Source organism: Humibacillus xanthopallidus (genome assembly GCF_006717145.1).
GTDB lineage: Bacteria > Actinomycetota > Actinomycetes > Actinomycetales > Dermatophilaceae > Humibacillus > Humibacillus xanthopallidus.
This window is the reverse complement of the sequence record NZ_VFQF01000002.1, coordinates 1,469,107-1,490,836: the sequence shown is the minus strand read 5'-3', so window position 1 is coordinate 1,490,836 and position 21,730 is coordinate 1,469,107. Positions and strand designations below refer to the sequence as shown.

Sequence of the window (21,730 nt, the reverse complement as noted above, 5' to 3'; positions counted from 1 at the left end):
CTGTCAGGTGGACGGTCAGAAGGCCGAGATCGTCCGCGGCGCGCGCTCGGCGCGGGTCAGCGCCGACACGACCGCCCCCTGCCCGTGCCGAGTGACCGCGAGCCGCGTCAGCAGAAGGAGCACGGGGTCGAGCACCCCGCGAGGCAGGGCCGGTGACGTGAAGCCGACGCTCGCGGCGACGTCCTCGCCGTGCACGACGACCTCCATGAGTCGCCCGGTCAGGAAGTCGTCGAGGCTCAATGACCAGCCGGCCCAGGGGATGAGCACAGCCCGGCCGTCGGGCTGTGCAGCGAGCAGGTCGGGCAGCACCCGGCGCGCCTCACTCACGGTTGCCAGCACGGCTTCCGGCCCCTCGACCGCTCGGGCGTCGCTGGTCTTGCGGATCGAGACGTTGATCTCGTCGTCGAGGCTCGCGTGGACCCAGGCCGACCGCGCGTAGTGCTCCTCGAGCGGGATCGGGTCGCCCACGGGGTCGGCGCTCAGCAGGGTCACGACCGTCACCGGCTGGCTCGCGAGGTGCGCGACGAGGCCCCCGACCTCCCACTCCGCGAGCGCGCTCTGCTCGTGCCACGCCGCGACCACGTCGTCGCGCGAGACGATCGCTGCCACGTGGTCGGTAGCCGCGAGGACCGCGGCGCGCAGGTTGGTCACGTGTCTCTCCTGTCGGTCGAGGCATAGGGCTCGAGGCCGGCCCAGTCGGACTTCTCGGGTCCCTGGGCCTGGCCCTCGGGACAGTGCGCCCGGAAGTCGCACCACGAGCAGAGCGCGGAGGGGCGCGGGGCGAAGCGAGTCGACTCCACACCCACCTCGGCGTAGTCGGCGTCGGCACGGCGCAGGTCGGAGGCGATCGACTCGGCCTCGGTGACCTTGCGGCCCAGCGACTCGTCGGTGTGCTCGTGGGCGGCCACGGTGCCGGTCGGCACGTGGTGGAGCTCGACCCGGTGGCAGGGCCGGCGGAACATGCGGGCGCACGCGACGGCATACAGCGCGAGGGGCAGCGACGTGCGGGCATCGTCGTCGGTGGGCACCTGACGGCCCGTCTTGTAGTCGACGACGACGAGCTCGCCGTCGCGGTCGTCGAGTCGGTCGATGCGGCCCGTGATGGCGACCTCGTCGGTCTTGAGCGAGACGCTGCGCTCGATGCCCACGGGCTGGCGCTCGCGGTCGGAGGTGCGCAGGTAGTCGGTGACGACCTCGCGCACCCGCATGCGCCACACCGCGGACTGCTCGGGGTCGCGGAAGCCGACGTCGATCCACGACGTGCGCACGAGCTCGGCCACCCCTGCGGGAGTGCGCTGCTCGGGCGGCAGGTCCCAGAAGTCGCGGAGCACGTTGTGGGTCGCGATGCCGACGGAGGTGTGGGCGCGCTGCGCCCGGGCGGCCGGCTTGGGCCGGTCGAGGTACTGCATGCGGTAGCGGCGTGGGCAGTCGAGCCAGGCCATGAGGCGGGACGGCGAGCCACTGTAGAGCGGCGTGGGCATGCCGGCGAAGGTCTCCTGCTCTGCGGGGCGCGTCGTCACGCGCCCACCCTAGGTCGCGCCGCCGACACCCCGCGCTCCGGACGCGGGAGCCTTCGTGCTCCGCCCAGCGAGGCTGGACGTGAGGCGGGTGAACCGCTCTGCAGCGGCGGCTAACTCGGCTTCGAGCTCGTCGACGATCTCGGCCACCGGCGCCACCGCGTGGATCGACTGCAGGCCCTGCCCGGCCGCCCACAGCTGCGACCACCGCGCGGCAGGCGCCTGCGCCGCGTCATAGCTGCGGCCGCCCTCGTGGACGAGGTGGTCGGGGTCGAGCCCGTGGGCGAGCAGGCTCGGTCGCAGCCACGACGCCGGGGTGCCGGTGACGCCGGCGCTCACGACGAGGTCGTCGGGCCCGTGCTCGACCACCATCTGCTTGTAGGCGTCCGGCGCGAGGCTCTCGCGCGAGGCGAGGAAGCGGGTGCCCATGTAGACGAGGTCGGCGCCCGCGGCGAGAGCGCCGGCAACTCCCGCACCGTCGGCGATGCCGCCGCCGACGGTGACGATGCCGTCGAAGAAGTCACGCACTGCCGACACGAAGGCGAAGGGAGAGAGGTGGCCCGTGTGGCCACCGGCGCCGGCGCTGATGCACGCCAGGCCGTCGACGCCGGCGGCAACCGCCTTGCGCGCCAGGGCAATGCTCACGACGTCACCGACGACGAGGCCGCCGTAGCCCTTGACGACCTCCATCACCGGTCGGGGCGACCCGAGCGCCGTGATGACGACGGGCGGACGGTACTCCGCCACGAGCCTCAGGTCGTCGGCGAGCCGCGTGTTGCTGCTGTGGGTGACGAGGTTGACGGCCCACGGCCGCGAGCCCACCCCCTCGGCGATCGTCGCCAGCCACTCGTCGAGCTGCTCGGCCGTCCGGCAGTTCTGCGTCGGAAAGGCGCCGAGCACCCCGGCCCGCGCGGCCGCGACGACGAGCTCGGTGCCCGACACGAGGAACATCGGCGCAGCCACGACCGGCAGCCGCAGGGCCGCGAGCAGCTCGTCGCGGGTCACGGGGCACCACCGAAGCGGCGCTGCAGCACGTCCTTGCGCACCTTGAGGCTCGCGTTGCGCGGCAGCTCGTCGACGACGTGGATGCGGGTCGGCTTCTTGTAGCCCGCCATCCGCTCGCGCACGTGCTCGCGCAGCGCCTCGACGTCGAGGTCGGCACCGGGGCGTGCGACGACGGCCGCCGCCACGGTCTCGCCCCACCGCTCGTCGGGCAGCCCGAAGACGGCCACCTCCGCCACGCCGTGCGCCTGCGCCATGACCCGCTCGACCTCCGCCGGATAGACGTTCATTCCTCCGGTGACGATCATCTCCTTCGACCGCCCCCGCACGTAGAGGTGGCCGGCCGCGTCGAGCGACCCGAGGTCGCCGGTGTGCAGGCGCCCGTCGCGCACCGCCTCCGCCGTCAGCTCCGGCGCGTCGAGGTAGCCGTCGAAGAGGGTGTCGCTCTCGACGACGACCTCCCCCACCTCGCCCGGGCCCAGCCGCTGCCCGTCAGGCCCGTGGATCTCGAGTCGCGCGATGCTGACCGCCCTCCCGGCGGAGGCGAAGGGGTCATCGGCCGTGCTGCCTGGCCGCCAGTCGTCGGGGACGGTCGCGGTGACCGGCGCCCCGGTCTCGGTCATGCCGTAGGTCTCGACGTAGCGGTGCCCGATCGCGGAGACGAGGTCGACGACGCTCTCACGCGGCGCGATCGAGCCCGAGTGCAGCACGCCGTCGAGGTGGTCGAGCACCTCCGGCCGGCGGCGGACCTCGGCGGCGAGCGCCCCCATGAGCGGCGTCGGCGCATACGTGAAGTTGGTGCGCTCGGCGACCATCCGCCGGACCCACTCGTCGGGCGGGAGCCCTGCCATGAAGGAGAGCTCGCCGCCGACCCAGAGGTGCGGCAGCACGACTCCCCAGATGCCCGCGGCGAAGGCGAGGGTGCCGGTGAAGGCGCAGCGGCTCCCCCAGCGCAGCCCGTCGTGCACCGGCATGTGCCGCACGATGCGCGCGAGGTTGGCCTGGCTGTGCACGACGCCCTTGGGTCGTCCGGTCGTTCCGCTCGTGAAGCCGACGATGGCAGCGGCTCGGGGGTCGACGGTCACCTCGGGCGGGGCGCTCACCCCGTGCCGTGCGGCGTCGTCGGCGTCGAGCGTGGTGCAGCCGAGCCGTCCGCCGAGGCTGACCACCTCGACCCCGCCCCCGGCGAGCAGGTCCTCGAGCCGCCCGGCGTGGCCCGCGGTGTGCACCACCGCTCGCGGCGACGCCGCGTCGAGCACCTCCGCGATCTCCGCCACCTGGAGCCGGTCGTTGACCTGGACCGCGGTGGCACCCGCGAGCCCCAACGCGAGGTAGGCCTCGACGGCGTCCGCCGTCGACTCCACGACGAGCGCCACCCGGTCACCAGGGCGTATGCCGTGTGCGACGAGAGCGTGCGCGAGCCGTGCCGCTCGGGCGCGGCTCTCCGCGTGGGTGCGCACGGTCGCGCCGTCGAGACCCCCGCTGCCGGAGGGCTGGCGGAAGGCGACGGCGTCTCCGGCCCGCCCCATGGCGGTCACGACGTCGAGCGCCCAGGGTGGCGCCATCAGCGCCGTCAGTGCCATCAGTGGGCGGGTGCGTCGACGCCCATGCCGGCGAGCAGGCTGGGGCGGTCGTAGTACTCGAGCCACTCGGTCACGCGACCGCCTGCCATGGAGAGGATGCCGACGACCGGCACCGCGCCGTGCGAGCCGGTGACCGTGTCGAAGTCGTCGACGCGCTGGACGAAGACCTTGCCGTCGATGAGGCCGATCGCCTTGATGTGCAAGGTGATCCGCTCGGTGATGGCACCGAGGGCACGGATCCGCTCGCCGACGACGTCGCGTCCGACGAGGGGCTCCTGCATGACGCTGTGGAGCACACCGTCGTCGGCGAAGAGGTCGATGACGCCCTCCCAGTCCTTGGTGTCCCACGCGTGGAACATCTCGCGGGCCAGGGCGAGCTTGGCCTCGTCGCTCATCTCGGACGGCGGGGTGAGGGTCGGTTCGGTCACGAGGACTCCTTCGCAGGGGCGCGCAGCAGGCGCTTGAGGATCTTGCCGACAGGGTTGCGCGGCAGGTCGTCGCGCACCTCGAGACGCTCGGGCAGCTTGAACGAGGCGATGTGCTGGCCGCGCAGGAAGGCGACGAGCTCCTCCAGCGTCAGGCTCTGGCCGGGCGCGAGTGACACGACCGCCGCGACCCGCTCGCCCAGCATCTCGTCGGGGTCGCCGATGACCGCGACGTCGACGACCGCCGGGTGCTCGGCGATGAGCCCCTCGATCTCGGCGGGCGCGATGTTCATGCCGCCCCGGATGATGACGTCCTTGGCGCGGTCGAGGTAGTGGAGGAACTGCCCGCGGTCGCCGGCGATCTCGAAGAGGTCGCCGGAGCGTAGGTAACCCTGCTCGTCGAACGGGCTCCCGAGCCGATCGCCGTGCAGGTAGCCGGCGAAGACGGTCGGCCCGTTCAGCCGCATCTCGCCCGGGACCCCGGGCTCGGTGATGTCCTCGCCGGTGACGAGGTCGACGAGGCGCACGTCGATCCACTCCGACACCCGTGACGACCACGTCGTGCCGGGCGCCCCGTAGCGCGGGAAGAACTGCGCACGCTCGTCGGGGTCGGGGAAGTCGTCGGGGCTCGACAGCAGGCCCACGCCCTCGTTGGAGCCGAAGAAGTTGATGATGCCGATGCCGTGCTTCTCCTGCCAGCCGCGCACCATCGCCGGCTGGAGTGGCACCGAGCCGGAGCCGATGCGCGTCAGGCTGCTGAGGTCGACCTGCGCGAGGAGCGGCTCGTTGTGAAGGAGCATCCAGAGCAGGGCCGGCGGGGCGACCGTGTAGGTGACCCGCTCTGCCGCGATCTGGCCCAGGAAGGTGGGCAGGTCGAACGGATGATGCTGCACGAGAACGCAACCCGTGCGCAGCCACGGGAGGAACATCCCGTTGATACCCGCCATGTTGACCATGGGGAAGGGGTTGAGCAGGACGTCGTCGGCCGTCACCTTCGGGGCGTCGACCGTGGCCCAGCAGATGGCGAGCCAGTCGAGGTGGCAGCGCGGCACTCCCTTGGGCTCGCTCTCGGTGCCCGACGTCCAGCAGATCGTCAGGCAGTCGTTCGCGTCGTTGGGGTCGCTCGCGACGTGGGACGCGAGCCGGGCCCGCTCCGTGTCGTCGGCCGCGGCCGGGTGGACGGCGAGCACCCCGCCCGCCAGGTCACCGCGCTCGGCCGCGGGGCCGAACGCGATGACCTGGCGCAGAGACGGCAGCTGGTCCCGCAGGGACAGCACGTCGGCGGCGGGTGAGCGATCGCCCCATCGGGCGACAGTGACGTATGCCGCGAAGTCGGCCTGGGTGCCCATGCCGAGCACCTCGCGCTCGCGGTACTGCATCGGCAGCGGGGAGACGACGACGCCGATGCTCCAGGCGGCGAGGTAGACCTCGACGAGCTCGACGGCGTTGGGCAGCTGCACGCCGACGACGTCGCCACGGCCCAGGCCCAGGTCGAGCAGCACGGCGGCGAGGTGGGTGACCTCGGCGTCGAGCTCGGCCCAGGTGAGCCGCCGCGGTGCGGACCCGAGGAGGGCCTCGCGGTTGGCCGGGTCGACCACCGCGAGCTCCTCACCCCGCGTCTGCACCTGCTGCGCGAAGAGCTGGTCGACCGTCTCGTCGGTCCACCACCCGCGCGCCTGGTAGTCGGCCACCGTGGCCGCCGGGTGCAGCCCTCGCGCCATCGTCATCGGCTCTCCATCTCCTCGTCGACATGCACCGGTCGTTCGCTCTGCATCCTGTCCTACTTGTCGTACTGCGACGAGATGTCGATGACGTCACCACCCACGGCGAAGGCCTTGTCGGCGGCCTTCCACGTGAAGGGCTGGAAGGCGAGCACGCCGTAGGCCTGAGTCGGGCTCATCGTGAAGGAGATGCCGTCGATGAACATCGGGGGCTGGTAGTTCTGCGTGCGGGCCGCCTGCATGATCGAGACCCGCGAGAGCCCGCCCTCGAGCTTCGCCGCCCGGGTGAAGTCGTCGACCATGAGGTCGGCGATCGCCCAGCCGTTGACCGTGTAGCTGTTCGTCGGGGAGTCCGCGCCGTTCGCGGCCGACAGCTGGAGGTACTCCTTGACCGCGGCGTCGTCGGCGAAGGCGGCGTTGGCCGGGTCCTTGAGCCAGCGCAGGATCTGCTGGCCGTCGGCCGCGTCGCCGGCGGGCGCGTAGAGCGTCGCCCCGTCGGCGCAGTTCGAGGGCTGGATGACGGTCTCGGGCTTCCAGCCGACGCGGCCGATGGCCTGCGTGAGGGCGAGGCAGTCGGTCGTGACGCCGGCGTTGACGAGGATCGGGGCGCCCGAGGACTTGAGCGACGAGGCGGCCGTGCGCGGGTCGGTGAGGGGCGCCTCGGCAGCGATCGTGAAGCCCGTTCCCTCGATGGCCTTCTTGAGGCCGTTGGCGATGCCCTGGCCCGACTCGGTCTGGTTGGCGGCCAGCGCGATCTTGGCGCCGTTGGGGTACTTCTTCTTGAGGCTCTCGACGACGACACCCATCTCCACGTCGGCCGACGGGAGGTACTCGGTGGTCCACGGGAACTTCTCGATGTCGCGGTAGGCCGGCACGCTGGCCTGGGCGAAGAGCAGCGGCACGCACGCGTCGTTCTGGTCGTCGGCGATGGCGTCGACCTGGCCGGACCCGAAGGTCTCGAGGACGTGCACGCCCTCCTTCTGGATGAGCTCGCCGACGTTGGCCTTGGCCCGCTCGGGGTTGAAGGCGTCGTCCTTGACGACGACCTCGAGCTTGACGCCGCCGATGCCGCCCTTGGCGTTCTCGACGGCGAAGCGCGCCTTCATCCCCTCGATGACGTTGCCGACCGCATCGGCGAGCGGACCCGACGTCGGGGCCGACCAGCCGACCTTGAGGGTCCCCGTGATGGGCGCCTTGGCGCCCTCCGGGTCGGCGCAGTCGTCGGCGTTGACGACGGAGGCCGCCGCGCTGGCCGCGCCACCGGTGGAGGCGGCCGCCGGGTCGCCGCCGGTGCCGGTGCCGGTGCCCGACCCGCAGGCGCCGAGCACCAGGGCGGGCAGCGCGGCTGCCGAGACGACGCGCAGGAATCGCTTCATTGGTCTTCCCATCTGTTGTGTGTGTTGCTGTGAGGTGGAGGTGCAGGAGTGGAGGCCGGTGGGGCGTCGCCCGCCGGACGGGGGCGGTCCGCGGGCACGACCGCGACCCGGCGGCGCACCCAGAGGCCGATGCGCCCGGCGATGCCCTCGGGCATGACGAAGACGATGGTGATGAGCACGACGCCGAAGACGACCCCGGAGAGCGGGCCGGTGCTGAGCGACCCGGTGAGCTGGGGCAGGAAGACGACGGCGGCGGCCCCGATGAGAGGGCCGAGCTGGGTCGCGATGCCGCCGAGCACGAGCCCGGTCACGAGCTCGATCGACTTGAGCAGGGTGAAGGACCCGTCGGGCGACAGTGCCCCGATGTACATCGTGAAGAGCGAGCCGGCGAGCCCGGTGATGGCCCCGGAGACACCGAAGGCGAGGATCTTGGTCCGCGCGACCCGCACCCCGCTCGCGGCGGCCGCGATCTCGTGGTCGCGGGTCGCTCGCATGCCGAGGCCGAAGCGGCTCCTCACGAGGTTGCGGCTCAGCCACATGACGAGGAGCAGGACGGCTGCCGACACCCAGAACATCCAGATGCCCCGCTGGGCCCGGCCGAGCCCGGTCCACGCCGGCGGCGCGAGCGAGGCCGACCGCACGACGAGGCCGGCCGCCCCGCCGGTGAGCTCCTCGGCGCGCCGGATGATCTCGGGGAAGGACACGCCGACCGCGAGGGTGACGAGTGCGAGGTAGAGGCCCTTGATGCGCAGGGAGGGCAGCCCCACGAGCAGTCCAAGCGCGAAGCTGAGGACCACCGCGACGGGGATCGTCGTCATCGGCGCGGCGTCGTAGCGCGCGACGAGGACACCCGTCGTGTAGGCGCCGAGCCCGAAGAAGGCCGAGTGGCCGATCGACAGCAGCCCGGTGTGGCCGGTGACGAGGTTGAGGCCGACGATGGCGATCGCGATGATGAAGACGTTGGTGAACTGCCCGACCCGGAAGGCCTGGGCCTGCGAGGCCTGCAGCAGCACCGCCACCACGACCACGACGGCGAGCGCGCGCAGCGCCCAGTGACGCCGCGAGCCCTCGATGACGGTGAGGCGCTCCCGGCCGCTGCGGCCACGACCGCGGGGCGAGCCGGGGGCGGCGACCGGGCCGGACGGCATACGCCCCGGCGGAGCGGCGCGGGGGGGGTCGTCGACGACGGTGGGCTCCTGCACGCCCATCACACCCTCACGAGCTTGGTCGTGCCGAAGAGGCCGGTGGGCTTGACGAAGAGGATGACGACGATGATGAGCAGCGCGGACGTCTGCTGGAGCGAGCCGCCGATGACGGAGACGTAGCCGGTGAGCATCGCCTCGAGCACGCCGATGACGAGTCCGCCGACGACCGCCCCGACGAGGCTGTCGAGCCCGCCGAACAGCGCTGCCGCCGACGCCGCGATGAAGATGGAGAACATCGTCGTGAGGCTCAGCTGCTGTGGCGCGAGCGGAGTGACGAGCACCCCGGCGAGGGCACCGATGGCGCCCGAGAGCCCCCAGCCGATGGCGAGGATGCGGCTGGTCCGCACCCCCGCGAGGGTCGCCGAGGTCGCGTTGTCGGCCACGGCGCGCATGTGCAGGCCGACCTTGGTGAAGCGGAAGAGCAGCGTCATGAGGCCCATGAGCACGATGAGGGCGCCCCAGACCCCGAGCGCGTCGCCGTAGAGGCGCGCCCCACCGACGGAGATGAAGTCGCTCTCGCCGTTGGGGAAGGGGCTCGGCATGATCTTCGTCTCGCTGCCCCAGAGCAGACCGGCGAGGGAGTTGAGGCCGGTGAAGAGCCCCAGGGCGACGATGAGCACTGCCATGTCGTTGCGCTTGGCGACCGGGCGGATGAGGAGCCGCTCGATGAGCGCGCCCATGAGGAAGCCGACGCCGAGGGCCGCGGCGATCGCGAACCAGATGGGCAGCGACTGCGTCGTCAGCCACCACGCGACGAACGTCGTGAAGAGGGCGAGCTCGCCCTGGGCGAAGTTGAGCGTGCCCGTGCCGCGGAAGACGACGACGAGCGCGAGCGCGAGCAGCGCGTAGATCGAGCCGTTGGTCAGGCCCGAGATGAGGCGTTCGAGGAACAGTTCCATGAGGGCTCCTAGTAGCCGAGGTATGCCGTGCGCACGGCGTCGTCGGCGCGGAAGTCGGCGGGGGTGCCCGACGCCGCGATGGTGCCGACGTCGAGGAGGTAGACGGTGCTGGCGAGGTCCATGGCCAGCTCGGCGTTCTGCTCGACGATGAGCATCGCCGTACCGTCGGTCTCGTTGATGTGGGCGAGGGTCGCGAAGAGCTCCTGCACGACGATCGGCGCGAGGCCGAGGCTCGGCTCGTCGCAGAGCAGCAGCCGGGGGCGGCTCATGAGCGCCCGGGCGACGGCGAGCATCTGCTGCTCGCCACCGGAGAGCGTGCCCGCCAGCTGGCGCGAGCGCCGGCCGAGCACCGGGAAGACCTCGCACCACCGGTCGATGTCGTCACCGATGCCGCCGGTGTCGGTGCGCACGGCCGCGCCCACCCGGAGGTTCTCGAGCACCGTCAGTGCTCCCAGCGTGCCGCGGCCCTGCGGGACGAGGCTGACCCCGCTGCGCACGACCTGCTCGGGGCGTTGCGGCAGCGGTCGCCCGTCGAGCTCGATGCTGCCGCGCCACGTCAGGAGCCCGGCGATCGCCTGCATCGTCGTCGTCTTGCCCGCACCGTTGGCGCCGAGCATGACGACGACCTCGCCGGGGTCCACGTCGAGGGTGATGCCGTGGAGCACCTCGCTGGGGCCGTAGCCGGCGGTGACGTCGGTGAGCGAGAGCAGGCTCATGCGGCCCGCCCCAGGTAGGCCCGGACGACGTCGGGGTTGTCGCGCACCTCGGACGGTGAGCCCTCGAAGATCGTGCGGCCGAAGTCGAGCGCGACGACGTGGTCGCTGATGCCGAGAACGAGCCCCATGTGGTGCTCGACGAGGAGCGCCGCGAAGCCGAGCTCGTCGCGCAGGCTCGTGATGAGCGAGCCGAGGTCCTTGACCTCGCTGTGGGTCAGGCCACCGGCGGGCTCGTCGAGGAGGAGCAGCTGCGGCTGCGACATCAGGGCCCGGGCGAGCTCGACGCGCTTCAGCGTGCCGAAGGGCAGCCCCGCCGCGGGGCGCTCGGCGACGTCGAGCAGGTCGAGCCGGTCGAGCAGGTGCCAGGCGCGGTCGCGCAGGACCTGCTGCCGCCGGCGGGCCGGTGGCCACCCGAGGGCGCCGCTCGTGAGGCCGACCCGGGAGACCGACGTGCCGCCGACCATCGCGTTGTCGAAGACGCTCATCGCGCCGAAGAGCGCGAGGTTCTGGAAGGTGCGGGCGATGCCCGCCCCGGCCAGGGCGTGCGGGCGCAGTCGCAGCAGGTCGATGTCGCCCCAGCGGATCTCACCCGAGGAGGGCACGTAGATGCGGGTGATGCAGTTGAAGAGCGTCGTCTTGCCTGCGCCGTTGGGGCCGATGAGCCCGCAGATGCGGCCGGGGCGCACCTCGAAGCTCACGGCGTCGAGGGCCGTGACGCCGCCGAACGTGATGGTGACGTCGCGCAGGCGCAGGGCCCGGTCGCCGGCTGCTGCGGTGCTCGTGGGTGCTGCAGCCGTCGTGCCGTGGCCTTCGGGCGGATCGGTGCTGCGCGTCGTTGCGCTCACGGTGCCTCGTTCCTCGTGACACTTCAATTAACAGTGTGATAGGGATTACTACAGCAAGCGGAGCGAGTCCGTCAACCCTCTCCGCCCCGCCTCACCGGATCGAAGGAGCCCCAGGTGACCGACCCCCACGTCGACCCCGCCACCCCTGCGCCGCAAGCGAATTCGTCGTTTGCGCCACTCACCCGGAGGGTGGCTGAGCTGCTCGCCAAACAGGACGTCCACGACCTGCTCGCCACCTACCTCCGAGCGGTCGACCGGGGCGACGTCGAGGGCGCGGCGGCCTGCTACCTGCCCGGCGCGACCGAGGACCATGGCGGCGTCTTCGACGGACCAGCCGCCGACTACCTGCGCTCGATCGAGGGCACCCTCACCCACCCCAAGGCCCTGACGACCCACGCCCTCACCAACGTCCTCGTCGACGTCACGCTCGGTGAGGACCTGGAGTCGGGGCACGCCCGGGCCGAGTCCTACGTGCTCGCCTTCGCCCGCGTGCGGAGGCCCGACGGCGTCGTCGGAGACACCCTGACGGGTGCCCGCATGGTCGACGACCTCGAGCTCCACGACGGCCGGTGGGGCATCCGCCACCGCGCCCTGCGCTGGGACTGGAACCACGACATGGACCGCTCCGAGACGTGGGTCTACGGGATGCTCGTCGACGACCCCGCCCGGCTGCGTCGGAGCGAGAAGTTCCCGCACGACGTCGTCTACGCCGAGCGGTCTGCCGGGGTGCCGGCATGACCGCGGGGCGGGGCACCCCCGTCCCCGGGGCCCGCGTCGTCGTCACCGGGGCCAACCGCGGCATCGGGCTCGCCTTCGTCCAGGAGGCCCTCGCCCAGGGCGCCACGACGGTGTATGCCGGTGTGCGAGACCCCGACGACGTGACCCCCGAGCTAGCCGCCACGGGCGCCACGGTGATCCGGCTCGAGGTGACCGACGCAGACGACATCGCGGCTGCGGCCGAGACCTGCGCCGACGCGACGATCCTCGTCAACAACGCCGGCCTCTTCACCGGCAACCGCCTCGTCCTCGCCGACGACCCCGAGGCGGCCCGCCGCGAGATGGAGGTCAACTACTTCGCTCCGTTGCACCTCACCCGGGCCTTCGCGCCGGTGCTGGCGGCGGGCGGCGGTGGGTCGATCGTCAACGTCCTCTCCGTCGCCGCGATCGCACCGACGGCCTTCATGGGTGGCTACTCCCCCGCCAAGGTCGCCGCGCTCTATCTCGGCGGCATCGCCCGGGCCGAGCTCGAGCCGCTCGGCATCACCGTCACGTCGCTCATCGTCGGGTCGGTCGACACCCGCATGGCCGCGCACGTGCAGGGCCGCAAGGAGGATCCTCGCGACATCGCCGTCACGGGACTGCGGGCGATGGGCCGCGGCGAGTGGGTGTGCGACACCGACCCGATGGCCGTCGACGCGCGAGCACGACTGGCACGAGACCCGATTCGCTATGAGCGCGGTCTCGGCAAGCTGCTCCACGCGACCGAGCTGAGGACCAAGGGATGAGCGCTCACCCGAGCGGACGGCATACCCGCGTGGCGCAGTGGGCGACCGGCGCGGTCGGCAAGACGCTGCTGCGCGGCGTCATCGACCGCGACGACCTCGACCTCGTCGCGCTGCACGTCTACAGCGAGAGCAAGGCCGGACGCGACGCCGGTGACATCGCCCGGCGCCAGCCGACCGGGGTGCTCGCCACGACCGACATCGAGGTCGTCATCGACGCACGCCCCGACGTCGTCCTGCACGCCCCGCGACTCCAGCTGCCCTACGAGACCCACGACGACGACCTGCTGCGCCTGCTGCGCTCGGGTGCCAACGTCATCACGACGTCGGGCCAGCACTTCCCCCGCGCCCACGGCCCCGAGCGGGAGCGACTCTTCCTCGATGCGTGCGAGGAGGGCCGCAGCACCCTCTTCGGCGTCGGCGTCAGCCCGGGGATCGTCGGTGAGCGGCTCGCTCTCGGGCTCACCGGCGCCAGCGTCACGCTCGACCGGATCACCATCGACGAGGTGCTCGACGCCCGTGCGATGCCCGACCCGGACTTCGCCTTCACCGTCATGGGCATGGGCAGCGACCCGGCGGCGCTGACGGGTGACGGCCCGCTACCGACGCTGTATGCCGCGCTCTACCTCGAGACCATCGCCTTCATGTGCGAGCGGATGGGGGTCACCTACGACGAGGTCGTGCCCGACCACCGCGTCGTGCCCGCCCTGGCCGACCTCGAGGTCGCCGCCGGCTCCATCGCGCGCGGGACGGTCGCGACGACGGAGTGGCGCTGGCACGCCATGGTCGACGGGCGGCCCTTCCTCACCCTCGCGATCATCTGGACGATGGAGCCCGACCGTGCGGAGTACGCCGGTCGCGACCACTGGACGATCCACCTGCACGGCAAGCCCGAGATGGTCGTGACGCTCAACCTCGTGGAGCCCAACGAGCCCGGAAGCCACACGACCGCAGGGCAGTTCGTGACCGCAGGGCCGGTCCTCCGAGCGATCGACGCGGTCGTCGCGGCTCCTCCCGGCATCTTCGAGCCGCCCGTCTTCGCACCCTTCCACCTCTAGACCCGACCCAGCAGCAGCAAGGAGCTCCCGATGACGCGAGCAGCACAGGCCCCCGGCACGTGGATGACCCCCACCCCGGTGGAGTACCGCGACCCGCACTACGCCCTGCATCCCGACGGCACCCGCGTCGAGCGTCTCGAGGACATCACCCGGCAGCGCGCCGCGGCGACCCCCGACCTCCCGGCCGTCATCACCGCCGACACGCGCACGACGTTCGCCGAGCTCGACCGTGACGCGAGCCGCGTCGGGCAGGCTCTGCTGCGCGACGGCGTGTCGGTGGGCGACCGCGTCTGCTACATCGGCGAGAACGCCTCGTCCTTCCTCGCCGTGCTCTTCGGCGGGTCGAAGATGGGCGCGATCCCGACCGCCCTCAACTTCCGGCTGTCGGTGCCGGAGATGGAGTTCATCCTCGGCGACAGCGAGCCGTCCGTCGTCGTGCTGGGCCACGGGCAGGAGCGGCTCGTCGAGGCCGCAGCCGCCGTGCCCAGCGTGAAGCGGGTGGTGACGCTGTCTGCGGAGGGGGACGGACGGCATACGCCCGGCGCTACGGTCGTGGGCTGGGAGGCCTGGCTCGACGGCGTCAGCGACGAGGACCCCGGCCACCGGCGCTCACCCGACGACACGGCGCTGATGTTCTACACGTCGGGAACCACGGGGCGCCCCAAGGGCATCGAGCTGACCGGCGCCAACATCGGGCAGGCGATCGCGGCCATGCACTACCTGCTGGAGCTCGACACCGACTGCGTCGCGCTCGCGCCCGTGCCCTTCTTCCACGTCTCCGGCTTCGGCCTCGCCCTCGTCAGCGTCGTCAACGGCGCCGCCCTCCTGCTGCTCAACCCCACCGGGCCGGCCGACCTCATCCGCATCCTCCAGGCGTATGCCGTCACGCACGCCGTCGCCGTGCCCACCGTCATCCAGTTCCTCCTCGGGCAGCCCGAGGTGCGCACGGCGGACTGGTCGGCGCTGCGCTACATGGTCTACGGCAGCTCACCCATCCCCGAGCCCGTGCTGCGTGACGCCACAGTGGTTTTCGGCTGCAAGTTCCTCCAGAGCTACGGGCTGACGGAGTCGACCGGCGGCGTCACCATGCTGTCGCCCGAGGACCACCGGCCCACCCCGGAGACGGCGCACCGACTTCGGTCGGCGGGCCGCCCGATGGCCAACGTGCCCGTGCGCGTCGTCGACCCGGTCACCCTCGAGGACCTGCCTCATGGCGAGCGGGGCGAGGTGCTCATCGGCGGCGGTCACGTCATGCGTCGCTACTGGCGCAACCCGGAGGCGACGTCTGCCGCCATCACGCCCGACGGATGGCTGCGCACCGGCGACGGCGGGTCGATGGATGCCGAGGGCTACCTCTTCCTGCACGACCGGCTCAAGGACATGATCGTCTCCGGCGGCGAGAACGTCTTTCCGGCCGAGGTCGAGAGCATCCTCACCGGGCACCCCGGAGTGGCGCACGCAGCCGTCATCGGCATCCGGTCGGCCCGCTGGGGTGAGTCACCCTTCGCCGTCGTCGTGCGCGCGCCGGGGAGCGACCTCGACGAGGCCGGCCTCATCGCCTGGGCGCGGGAGCAGATGGCGCACTACAAGTGCCCCGTCGGGGTGGCCTTCGTCGACGCCCTGCCGCTCAACGCGAGCGGCAAGCTCCTCAAGACGCGGCTGCGTGAGGACTACGCCGACCCGAGCTGAGCGGGCTGGGCAGTCGCGGCGGCGGCCGTCACTGTGGCCGCCGCCGGGTCGACCAGACGCAGGTGCACACCGGCGACGTCGACGGCTGTCCCCGCGTGCGCCTCGGGGTCGACGGCTGCGAGGTCGATCGCCGACAGCATCTTGCGTGACCCCTCGACGAAGCGGATCTCACGGCGGCCCAGGTTGATTCGCGGCTCTGAGTCGGTGGGGTCCACCTCCGCGCCCAGCACCGAGGCCCACAGGGCGACCTGCGCTCGCGGGTCGTGCGAGGTGATCTCGACGGCGAGCACGTCGTCGACGCGCGGCGCGGTCGCGACCTCCGCCTCGATGTCGTCCCAGAACCAGGCTGCCGGGTCGGCGATCTCGTCGAGCTCGATGAGCAGGCCCATGTCGCCCGGGTGCAGCTGCACGATGCGATGGCCGTAGGCCACGAGGTCGGCGACGACGCGCACTCCCTGCCGCGCCGCTGCGGCGAGGTGAGGCGTGAGGTCGGGCACCTGGATCGACAGGGCGTAGCCCCCGCCACCACCGGCCTTGCGCAGCCAGGCTGCGAGCGAGACGTCCCCGCGCAGCGGGGCGACGACCTCGAGGTGCGCCTCGGGGCCAACCCGGATGGTCTCGTCGGCCATGCCGATCTCCTCCAGCAAGGGGTCGGCGAAACCCCTTGCCACACCGAGCGACTCGCGCAGCTCTCGGGTCGTGGCGTCGAGATCCGGCGAGCCGATGACGACCTGCCTGAGGATGGCGCGCTGCGCGGGAGTGAGGCTCATCCGATGCTCCTGTCGTGGCCGGCCCAGTAGGGAGCGCGAAGGTCGCGCTTCAGCACCTTGCCGGAAGGGTTGCGGGGCAGTGCGTCGACGACCGCGACGGCCGTGGGGCACTTGTAGTGCGCGAGCCGCTCCCTCGTGAAGGCGATGAGCTCGTCCGGGTCGACGGTGTGGCCTGCCCGGGGAGCGACGACGGCGATGGGCGACTCCCCCCACCGGTCGGAGGGCACGCCGATGACGGCCACCTCCTGCACGTCCGGGTGGGCCATGACGACGTTCTCGACCTCTGCGGGGTAGATGTTCTCGCCACCGGACATGACGAGGTCCTTGATGCGGTCCTTGAGGAAGACGTAGCCCTCGTCGTCGAGGAAGCCCGCATCGCCGGTGCGGAACCAGCCTCCGGGCCAGAAGGACGACTCCGTTGCCTCGGGCAGTCGCCAGTAGCCATGGGTGACACCGGGACCGCGGGTGACGATCTCACCGACCTCGCCGGTGGCACAGGCAGATCCGGTGCTGGGGTCGAAGACGGCGACCTCGACGCCGGGCACGGCTCGCCCTGCCGAACGCAGCTTGCTGTCCGGACCCGTGACGTGGTCCTCGTCGCGCAGGATCGTCGTCACGCCGATCGTCTCGGTCAGCCCATAGCTCTGCGCGAGCTTGGCCCCGAAGACCTCCTTGGCGCCCACCATGACGGTCTCGGAGATGGGCGAGCCGCCGTAGACGACGTACTCGACGCTCGAGTAGTCGGCGGCCGACGCCTCCGGGCTCGTGATGAACAGCTGCATGACGGTGGGCACCATGATGACGTGGGTCGCCCGGTGACCGACGAGCAGCCCGAGCATGGTGGCCGGCGTCACCTCGGTGAACTGGACGATGCGACCGCCCGCAGAGAGCGCGATGAGCGACCATCCGCCGGCGGCGATGTGGTAGTACGGCGTCGGCACGAGGCTGACCGAGCTCGCCGTGACCACGAACTGCGAGCTGAAGGCGCTGACGGCCCAGAGCATTCCGGCGACCGTGGTCATCACACCCTTGGGCCGGCCGGTCGTGCCCGAGGAGTACATGATCGAGCAGAGCGCGTCACCCCCGACGTCGCGACAGGGGTCGACCTCCGCCTGCTCGGCGAGCCACTCCTCGTAGCTCGACCAGCCCTCGGGCGTGCTCGTCAACGAGCCGCTCTGCGAGAAGACGAGGCGGTGACCCGCATACCCGCTCGGCACGAGCAACGTGAGGTGGTCCTCGACGAGGAGGACGGCGGGCTCGCAGTCGCCGAGCACGTAGGCGACCTCGTCACGCGACAGCCGGAAGTTGAGCGGCACGACGGCGACGCCTGCCTTGGCGGCCGCGAAGAAGAGCTCCCAGTACTCCGTGGCGTTGCGAGCGAGGTAGGCGACGCGGTCGCCCGGGCCGAGGCCCCACGAGACGAGCCCGGACGCGAGAGCGTCGGAGCGCCGGCCCAGCTCGCCGTGCGTCACCGGCCGGCCCTCCCCCACCACCGCCGGCGAGCCGGGGTGCTCCCTGCTCGTGGTGCGGATGATGTCGGCGATGGTCGTCGGCGCGGTCATGCCTCTCCTTCGTGAGGGTCCCGGGCATCGTCGGCCGGGACCACGGTGACGTCGTTGCCCGCCAGCGGGCGCTCGCACTGGTCGCAGGTGAAGATCGCGGTCAGCTCCTCGCCGCAGGTGCGGTGGTGCTGCACGACGGCTCGCCCCTCCGGGGAGACGAACCAGTGCTCGGCCCAGGCGATCGAGGCCGCGATGACGGGATAGAACGCGCGGCCCTTGGGCGTGAGGCCGTACTCCGCCCAGTCGGGGCGGTCCGGGTTGGCCCGTGGCTCGAGCACCCCGATCGCGCAGAACGACCGGAGCCGGTCGGCGACGAGGGTCGGGGGCGCCCCGAGGTTGGCCTCGAAGTCGGTGAACCGGGTGACGCCGCGGAAGGCGGCACCTATGAGCGCCGACGACCAGCGGTTGCCGAAGATGGCCATCGTCTGCGGGAAGAGGCCGGGGTACTGGTGGCCCGCCTCGGGCTCCCAGCGGCGCCGCGTCGTCGCCTGGGGCACCGACCGCGCCCACGAGCCGCTCGGGCCCCACTCCGCCACGACCTCGCGGGGCTCGAAGGGCTTGCCGCACGCCTGGCACACGACGACCGGGGCGAAGTCGTGGCCACACACGGAGTGGTGCATGGCCGGCAGGGGCGCCGGGTGCTCCGGCACCCACTGCCGCTCCCACTCCCAGATCGCGAGCATGACCGGCCACAGCGAACGGCTCCGCGGGGTGGTGAGGTACTCCGCCCTCTCCGGATTCGACTGGTAGACATGGCGTTCGAGCAGCTGTGCCTCGCTGAGACTGCGCAGTCGTGCGGTCAGCACGGAGTTCGAGATGGGGAGCGTCTCCTTGAACTGGCCGTAGCGCGTCACCCCCTGCAGGGCCTGTTGGAGAAGGAGCAGCGTCCACTCGTCCCCGAGCAGCCCGAGCATGTGGCCGATGGCGTTGGGCCCGCCGGCAGGCAGACGGGTGGGCTGGGTGAGGTCGGTCGGCGCGGTGTCGTCCATGGGGGCGGGGTCGTATGCCGTCAGAGTCCGACAGCCTCGGCCGCGGTGTCCGTCTGCTGCCACCGTCGCAGCTCGGAGCCCGGGGCCCACGTGGAGTGCGTGCCGCTCGAGATGCGCTCGGGCAGCTTGAGCTTGCACACCGGCCCGTCGGCCACGCGAGCGGCGTCGAAGACCACGGCATACGACGCGTCGGCGTTCATGTCGGTCGTCAGCGTGACGAGGTACCCGTCGTCCTCGGCGGTGCCACCGACCCGCGGCGCCATGGCGGTCTCGCTGCCGTAGACCCCGTCGCCGAAGGAGAAGCGCTCCTCCGAGCCGGTGAGGACGTCGTGCTTGACGAGCCCGTCGAAGAGGAACCAGTGGGGCTTGCCCGAGGCGGCGTACGCATACCGGTGCTTGGTGCCGGCGACGGCACCGTTGATCATGCCGAACTCGGTGATGCTCTCGCTCAGCGGCTCCTCCTTGACGAGCCCCGTCGAGAGGTTGAGCCGCCACCGGTGCAGGCGCGCCTGCATGCGGTCGAGGGCGAGGAAGCGGAAGGCGCGCTCCCACTTGTTGCCCATCCCGTTGTCGGCGGGCTCGGGGTCACCCTGGAAGAAGCCGTCGAGCACGATCTCGTCGCCCTCCTCGTACGCGTTGACGAAGTGCAGGACGTAGGTCGACTCAGCCTCGAACCACCGGATGTCGGAGGTCTGCCCACGCCGCGGGATGACGGCGAAGCGGGTCGGCAGGTCGGGGTGGAAGCGCGCCACGTGGGCGCCCTTGGCGAGCAGCTCGGGCTCCCAGAAGAGGGGGCAGTCGTTGAGGATCGCGTAGTTCTCGGTGAAGGCCATGTCGTGCGGCAGACGAGGGCCTGGCAGCGGCACGTCGATGTAGTGGGCCAGCTCGTTGCTCTCGTCGACGACGCCGTAGTGCATGTAGGGCGCGTCCTTGCTGTAGTTGAAGAACAGCATCTCGCCGGTGCGGTCGTCGACCTTCGGGTGGGCGGAGACACCCCACTCGAAGGGGAACCTGCCGTTCCACGTCTCCTTGCCGAGGGTCTCGGCCGACATCGGGTCGAGGCGGTAGAGGTCGCCACACTGGTAGAAGCTCGTCAGGGCCGTGCCGCGGTGCACGATGACGTCGGTGCTCGAGGCGTCCTTCATGCGCCGGCGCGCACCCCAGCCGTCCTCGCGCAGCGACAGCGACGGCGACTCGGCGAGACCCGCCCACAGCGCGTGCCCGGCCTCCTGCTCCGCGGCCAGTCCGTCGGTGCGCACGAAACGGTTGCGGTAGAAGGCTTTCCCGTCGCGGAAGCCGACGACGTGGATCATGCCGTCGCCGTCGAAGGGGTGGTAGTTCTTCATCGACGGGTGGACCGGGTTCTCGGTGTTGCGCAGGTAGACGCCGTCGAGGTCGGTCGGGACCGCGCCCTCGACGACCTCGAGGTCGTCGGCCCTCCATTCCGTCGTCTGGGGTCGCCACGGGCCCGTGCGATACGGGTGGTCGTCGTCTGCGGGCAGGGTGGAGAGCAGACGACCGACGACTTCGACATCCATGCGCGGGCTTCCTTCGTCTCGGGTGGGTTCAGGTGGTTTCAGGTGGGTCTGGGTGGGTGCGGTGGGTTCGGTTGCGGCGTCAGGCTGCGGAGCCGACGACGAAGCTGACGGTGGTGGCGGTGCTGCCCCCGAAGTTGAGGGTGGCGAAGGTGCGCGCGCCCTCGACCTGGTAGTCACCCGCCGTGCCGCTCACCTGCTTCGTGGCGTCGAGCAGCATGCGGACGCCGCTCGCTCCGACGGGGTGGCCGCCCCCGATGAGACCGCCGCTGGGGTTGATCGGCAGCCGACCACCCATCTCGATCTCGCCGTTCTCGATCGCCTTCCACGACTCACCCGGGCCGGTGAGTCCGATGTGGTCGATCGCGAGGTACTCGCTCGGCGTGAAGCAGTCGTGGGTCTCGAGCCCGTCGAGGTCGTCGAGGTCGACCCTGGCGCGGCGGAAGGCGTCGAGGACGGTCTGGCGCACGTGCGGGAGCACGTAGGGGTCGTCGGCGTCGCGGGTGAGCTTCTGCTGCAGGCCGAGCCCCACAGTGCGGTGGCCCCAGCCGAGCACCCGGGCCAGCGGTGTCGCCGAGACCTCGGGGTGGGCACGGCGCCAGGCGTCCGAGACGAGCACGACCCCCGCGCCACCGTCGGTCACCTGGCTGCAGTCGAAGCGCCGCACCCGGCCCTCGACGACGGGGTTGGTGGCGTCGTCGGAGCCGGCGTCGCCCGTGAGGTCGGGCACCGTCCAGCCGCGCGTCTGGGCGTTCGGGTTGCGCCGGGCATTGCCGAGGTTGACGGACGCGATGGCGCGAAGGTGCGCCTCGTCGAGCCCGTAGCGCGCGTCGTAGACGTCGGCGACGGTGCTGAACATGTGCGGCCACATGAAGGTCGCGCTCTCGCCCTCGTGCCCGACCCAGGCGGCGGCGCCGAGGTGGCCCGCAGCCTGGTCGCCGGGCACGGTCTTCTCGAGCTCGAGGCCGACGACCAGCGCGCTGTCGTAGTTGCCCGCGCGCAGGTCGGCCATCGCCGACAGGATCGCGATGCCGCCGCTCGCGCAGGCGGCCTCGTGCCGCGAGGCAGGGACGCCCCAGAGGTCCTCGCGCACGGTCGCGGGCATCGCCCCGAGCTGCCCCTGGCCGGCGAAGAGCTGCCCGAAGGCGTTGCCGACGTGCACGACCCCGATGCCGCTCCCGTCGACACCCGCCGCCTCGAGCGTGCCGTCGACGACCTCGCGGGTGAGGTCGGCGTAGTCGCGCCCCTCCCGCGTGAGGTTGCGCGCGAAGTCGCTCTGGTATCCACCGAGCACCCAGACGCCCGTCTCGTCCGCCATCGCCGTCTCCTTCGTGGC

The 21,730-nt window shown here is 71.7% G+C and carries 20 protein-coding genes; 4 read left to right on the top strand and 16 right to left on the bottom strand.

Annotated features, from left to right (window positions below; translation table 11 throughout):
- Positions 1–15: 15 nt before the first annotated feature.
- Genes FHX52_RS17575 through FHX52_RS17525 form a run of 11 tightly spaced genes read right to left on the bottom strand, consistent with a single transcriptional unit; the run spans position 16 to position 11,289 of the window.
- Positions 16–651 (bottom strand): maleylpyruvate isomerase N-terminal domain-containing protein, encoded by a 636-nt coding sequence (locus FHX52_RS17575; RefSeq protein ID WP_141823561.1) that lies wholly within the window; start codon positions 649–651, stop codon positions 16–18.
- Positions 648–1,520 (bottom strand): RecB family exonuclease, encoded by an 873-nt coding sequence (locus FHX52_RS17570; protein WP_246070097.1) that lies wholly within the window; start codon positions 1,518–1,520, stop codon positions 648–650. The genes FHX52_RS17575 and FHX52_RS17570 overlap by 4 nt, the downstream gene beginning before the upstream one ends.
- Before the next feature lie 9 nt (positions 1,521–1,529).
- The gene (locus FHX52_RS17565) at positions 1,530–2,522 is read right to left on the bottom strand and encodes an NAD(P)H-dependent flavin oxidoreductase (protein ID WP_221630634.1); all 993 of its coding nucleotides are present in this window, start codon (positions 2,520–2,522) and stop codon (positions 1,530–1,532) included.
- Entirely contained in the window at positions 2,519–4,102 is a 1,584-nt protein-coding gene (locus FHX52_RS17560) for a class I adenylate-forming enzyme family protein (protein ID WP_141823560.1), read from the bottom strand. Before FHX52_RS17560 ends, FHX52_RS17565 begins: the two co-directional genes overlap by 4 nt.
- Positions 4,102–4,530 (bottom strand): nuclear transport factor 2 family protein, encoded by a 429-nt coding sequence (locus FHX52_RS17555; protein WP_221630633.1) that lies wholly within the window; start codon positions 4,528–4,530, stop codon positions 4,102–4,104. The genes FHX52_RS17560 and FHX52_RS17555 overlap by 1 nt, the downstream gene beginning before the upstream one ends.
- On the bottom strand, positions 4,527–6,254 hold the full coding sequence (locus tag FHX52_RS17550) for a class I adenylate-forming enzyme family protein (protein ID WP_141823559.1): 1,728 nt from the start codon (positions 6,252–6,254) through the stop codon (positions 4,527–4,529). The genes FHX52_RS17555 and FHX52_RS17550 overlap by 4 nt, the downstream gene beginning before the upstream one ends.
- A gap of 53 nt (positions 6,255–6,307) precedes the next feature.
- Complete coding sequence (locus tag FHX52_RS17545; protein WP_141823558.1) at positions 6,308–7,624, bottom strand: ABC transporter substrate-binding protein; 1,317 nt, start codon at positions 7,622–7,624, stop codon at positions 6,308–6,310.
- The gene (locus tag FHX52_RS17540) at positions 7,621–8,826 is read right to left on the bottom strand and encodes a branched-chain amino acid ABC transporter permease (protein ID WP_221630632.1); all 1,206 of its coding nucleotides are present in this window, start codon (positions 8,824–8,826) and stop codon (positions 7,621–7,623) included. Before FHX52_RS17540 ends, FHX52_RS17545 begins: the two co-directional genes overlap by 4 nt.
- A gap of 5 nt (positions 8,827–8,831) precedes the next feature.
- On the bottom strand, positions 8,832–9,728 hold the full coding sequence (locus FHX52_RS17535) for a branched-chain amino acid ABC transporter permease (protein ID WP_141823557.1): 897 nt from the start codon (positions 9,726–9,728) through the stop codon (positions 8,832–8,834).
- 8 nt (positions 9,729–9,736) lie between these two features.
- Complete coding sequence (locus FHX52_RS17530; protein WP_141823556.1) at positions 9,737–10,444, bottom strand: ABC transporter ATP-binding protein; 708 nt, start codon at positions 10,442–10,444, stop codon at positions 9,737–9,739.
- On the bottom strand, positions 10,441–11,289 hold the full coding sequence (locus FHX52_RS17525; protein ID WP_221630631.1) for an ABC transporter ATP-binding protein: 849 nt from the start codon (positions 11,287–11,289) through the stop codon (positions 10,441–10,443). Before FHX52_RS17525 ends, FHX52_RS17530 begins: the two co-directional genes overlap by 4 nt.
- Before the next feature lie 114 nt (positions 11,290–11,403).
- Here FHX52_RS17525 and FHX52_RS17520 point away from each other — a divergent pair, with 114 nt between their 5' ends.
- The 4 genes from FHX52_RS17520 to FHX52_RS17505 are packed head-to-tail and all read left to right on the top strand — an operon-like array spanning position 11,404 to position 15,538.
- Positions 11,404–12,027, top strand: coding sequence for a nuclear transport factor 2 family protein (locus FHX52_RS17520; protein ID WP_141823555.1), 624 nt, complete (start codon positions 11,404–11,406; stop codon positions 12,025–12,027).
- A complete protein-coding gene (locus FHX52_RS17515; protein WP_141823554.1) occupies positions 12,024–12,794 on the top strand; it encodes an SDR family oxidoreductase in 771 nt (256 codons plus the stop codon). Before FHX52_RS17520 ends, FHX52_RS17515 begins: the two co-directional genes overlap by 4 nt.
- Positions 12,791–13,849 carry an NAD(P)H-dependent amine dehydrogenase family protein gene (locus FHX52_RS17510; RefSeq protein WP_141823553.1) on the top strand — a complete coding sequence of 353 codons (1,059 nt, stop codon included), beginning with the start codon at positions 12,791–12,793 and terminating at the stop codon, positions 13,847–13,849. Before FHX52_RS17515 ends, FHX52_RS17510 begins: the two co-directional genes overlap by 4 nt.
- Positions 13,850–13,879: 30 nt before the next feature.
- A complete protein-coding gene (locus FHX52_RS17505) occupies positions 13,880–15,538 on the top strand; it encodes a long-chain-fatty-acid--CoA ligase (RefSeq protein ID WP_185747345.1) in 1,659 nt (552 codons plus the stop codon).
- Here FHX52_RS17505 and FHX52_RS17500 read toward each other — a convergent pair.
- From FHX52_RS17500 to FHX52_RS17480, 5 genes are all read right to left on the bottom strand, one after another.
- Positions 15,520–16,308 carry a VOC family protein gene (locus FHX52_RS17500; protein ID WP_141823552.1) on the bottom strand — a complete coding sequence of 263 codons (789 nt, stop codon included), beginning with the start codon at positions 16,306–16,308 and terminating at the stop codon, positions 15,520–15,522. The two genes, FHX52_RS17505 and FHX52_RS17500, sit on opposite strands and share 19 nt — an antisense overlap.
- Positions 16,305–17,870 (bottom strand): long-chain-fatty-acid--CoA ligase, encoded by a 1,566-nt coding sequence (locus tag FHX52_RS17495; protein ID WP_141823551.1) that lies wholly within the window; start codon positions 17,868–17,870, stop codon positions 16,305–16,307. The genes FHX52_RS17500 and FHX52_RS17495 overlap by 4 nt, the downstream gene beginning before the upstream one ends.
- Positions 17,867–18,859, bottom strand: a complete 993-nt coding sequence (locus tag FHX52_RS17490; protein WP_141823550.1) for a winged helix-turn-helix transcriptional regulator — start codon at positions 18,857–18,859, stop codon at positions 17,867–17,869. Before FHX52_RS17490 ends, FHX52_RS17495 begins: the two co-directional genes overlap by 4 nt.
- Before the next feature lie 20 nt (positions 18,860–18,879).
- The gene (locus FHX52_RS17485; RefSeq protein WP_141823549.1) at positions 18,880–20,397 is read right to left on the bottom strand and encodes a carotenoid oxygenase family protein; all 1,518 of its coding nucleotides are present in this window, start codon (positions 20,395–20,397) and stop codon (positions 18,880–18,882) included.
- Between the two features lie 79 nt (positions 20,398–20,476).
- Complete coding sequence (locus tag FHX52_RS17480; protein WP_141823548.1) at positions 20,477–21,712, bottom strand: acetyl-CoA acetyltransferase; 1,236 nt, start codon at positions 21,710–21,712, stop codon at positions 20,477–20,479.
- Positions 21,713–21,730 lie beyond the last annotated feature (18 nt).

Excerpts from the sequence above, each read along its gene's own strand:
- FHX52_RS17500 (WP_141823552.1), bottom strand. The coding sequence starts at position 16,308 with ATGAGCCTCACTCCCGCGCAGCGCGCCATCCTCAGGCAGGTCGTCATC.
- FHX52_RS17485 (WP_141823549.1), bottom strand. The coding sequence starts at position 20,397 with ATGGATGTCGAAGTCGTCGGTCGTCTGCTCTCCACCCTGCCCGCAGAC.
- FHX52_RS17480 (WP_141823548.1), bottom strand. The coding sequence starts at position 21,712 with ATGGCGGACGAGACGGGCGTCTGGGTGCTCGGTGGATACCAGAGCGAC.
- FHX52_RS17515 (WP_141823554.1), top strand. The coding sequence starts at position 12,024 with ATGACCGCGGGGCGGGGCACCCCCGTCCCCGGGGCCCGCGTCGTCGTC.
- FHX52_RS17560 (WP_141823560.1), bottom strand. The coding sequence starts at position 4,102 with ATGGCACTGACGGCGCTGATGGCGCCACCCTGGGCGCTCGACGTCGTG.
- FHX52_RS17495 (WP_141823551.1), bottom strand. The coding sequence starts at position 17,870 with ATGACCGCGCCGACGACCATCGCCGACATCATCCGCACCACGAGCAGG.
- FHX52_RS17545 (WP_141823558.1), bottom strand. The coding sequence starts at position 7,624 with ATGAAGCGATTCCTGCGCGTCGTCTCGGCAGCCGCGCTGCCCGCCCTG.
- FHX52_RS17510 (WP_141823553.1), top strand. The coding sequence starts at position 12,791 with ATGAGCGCTCACCCGAGCGGACGGCATACCCGCGTGGCGCAGTGGGCG.
- FHX52_RS17490 (WP_141823550.1), bottom strand. The coding sequence starts at position 18,859 with ATGGACGACACCGCGCCGACCGACCTCACCCAGCCCACCCGTCTGCCT.
- FHX52_RS17550 (WP_141823559.1), bottom strand. The coding sequence starts at position 6,254 with ATGACGATGGCGCGAGGGCTGCACCCGGCGGCCACGGTGGCCGACTAC.
- FHX52_RS17535 (WP_141823557.1), bottom strand. The coding sequence starts at position 9,728 with ATGGAACTGTTCCTCGAACGCCTCATCTCGGGCCTGACCAACGGCTCG.
- FHX52_RS17505 (WP_185747345.1), top strand. The coding sequence starts at position 13,880 with ATGACGCGAGCAGCACAGGCCCCCGGCACGTGGATGACCCCCACCCCG.
- FHX52_RS17530 (WP_141823556.1), bottom strand. The coding sequence starts at position 10,444 with ATGAGCCTGCTCTCGCTCACCGACGTCACCGCCGGCTACGGCCCCAGC.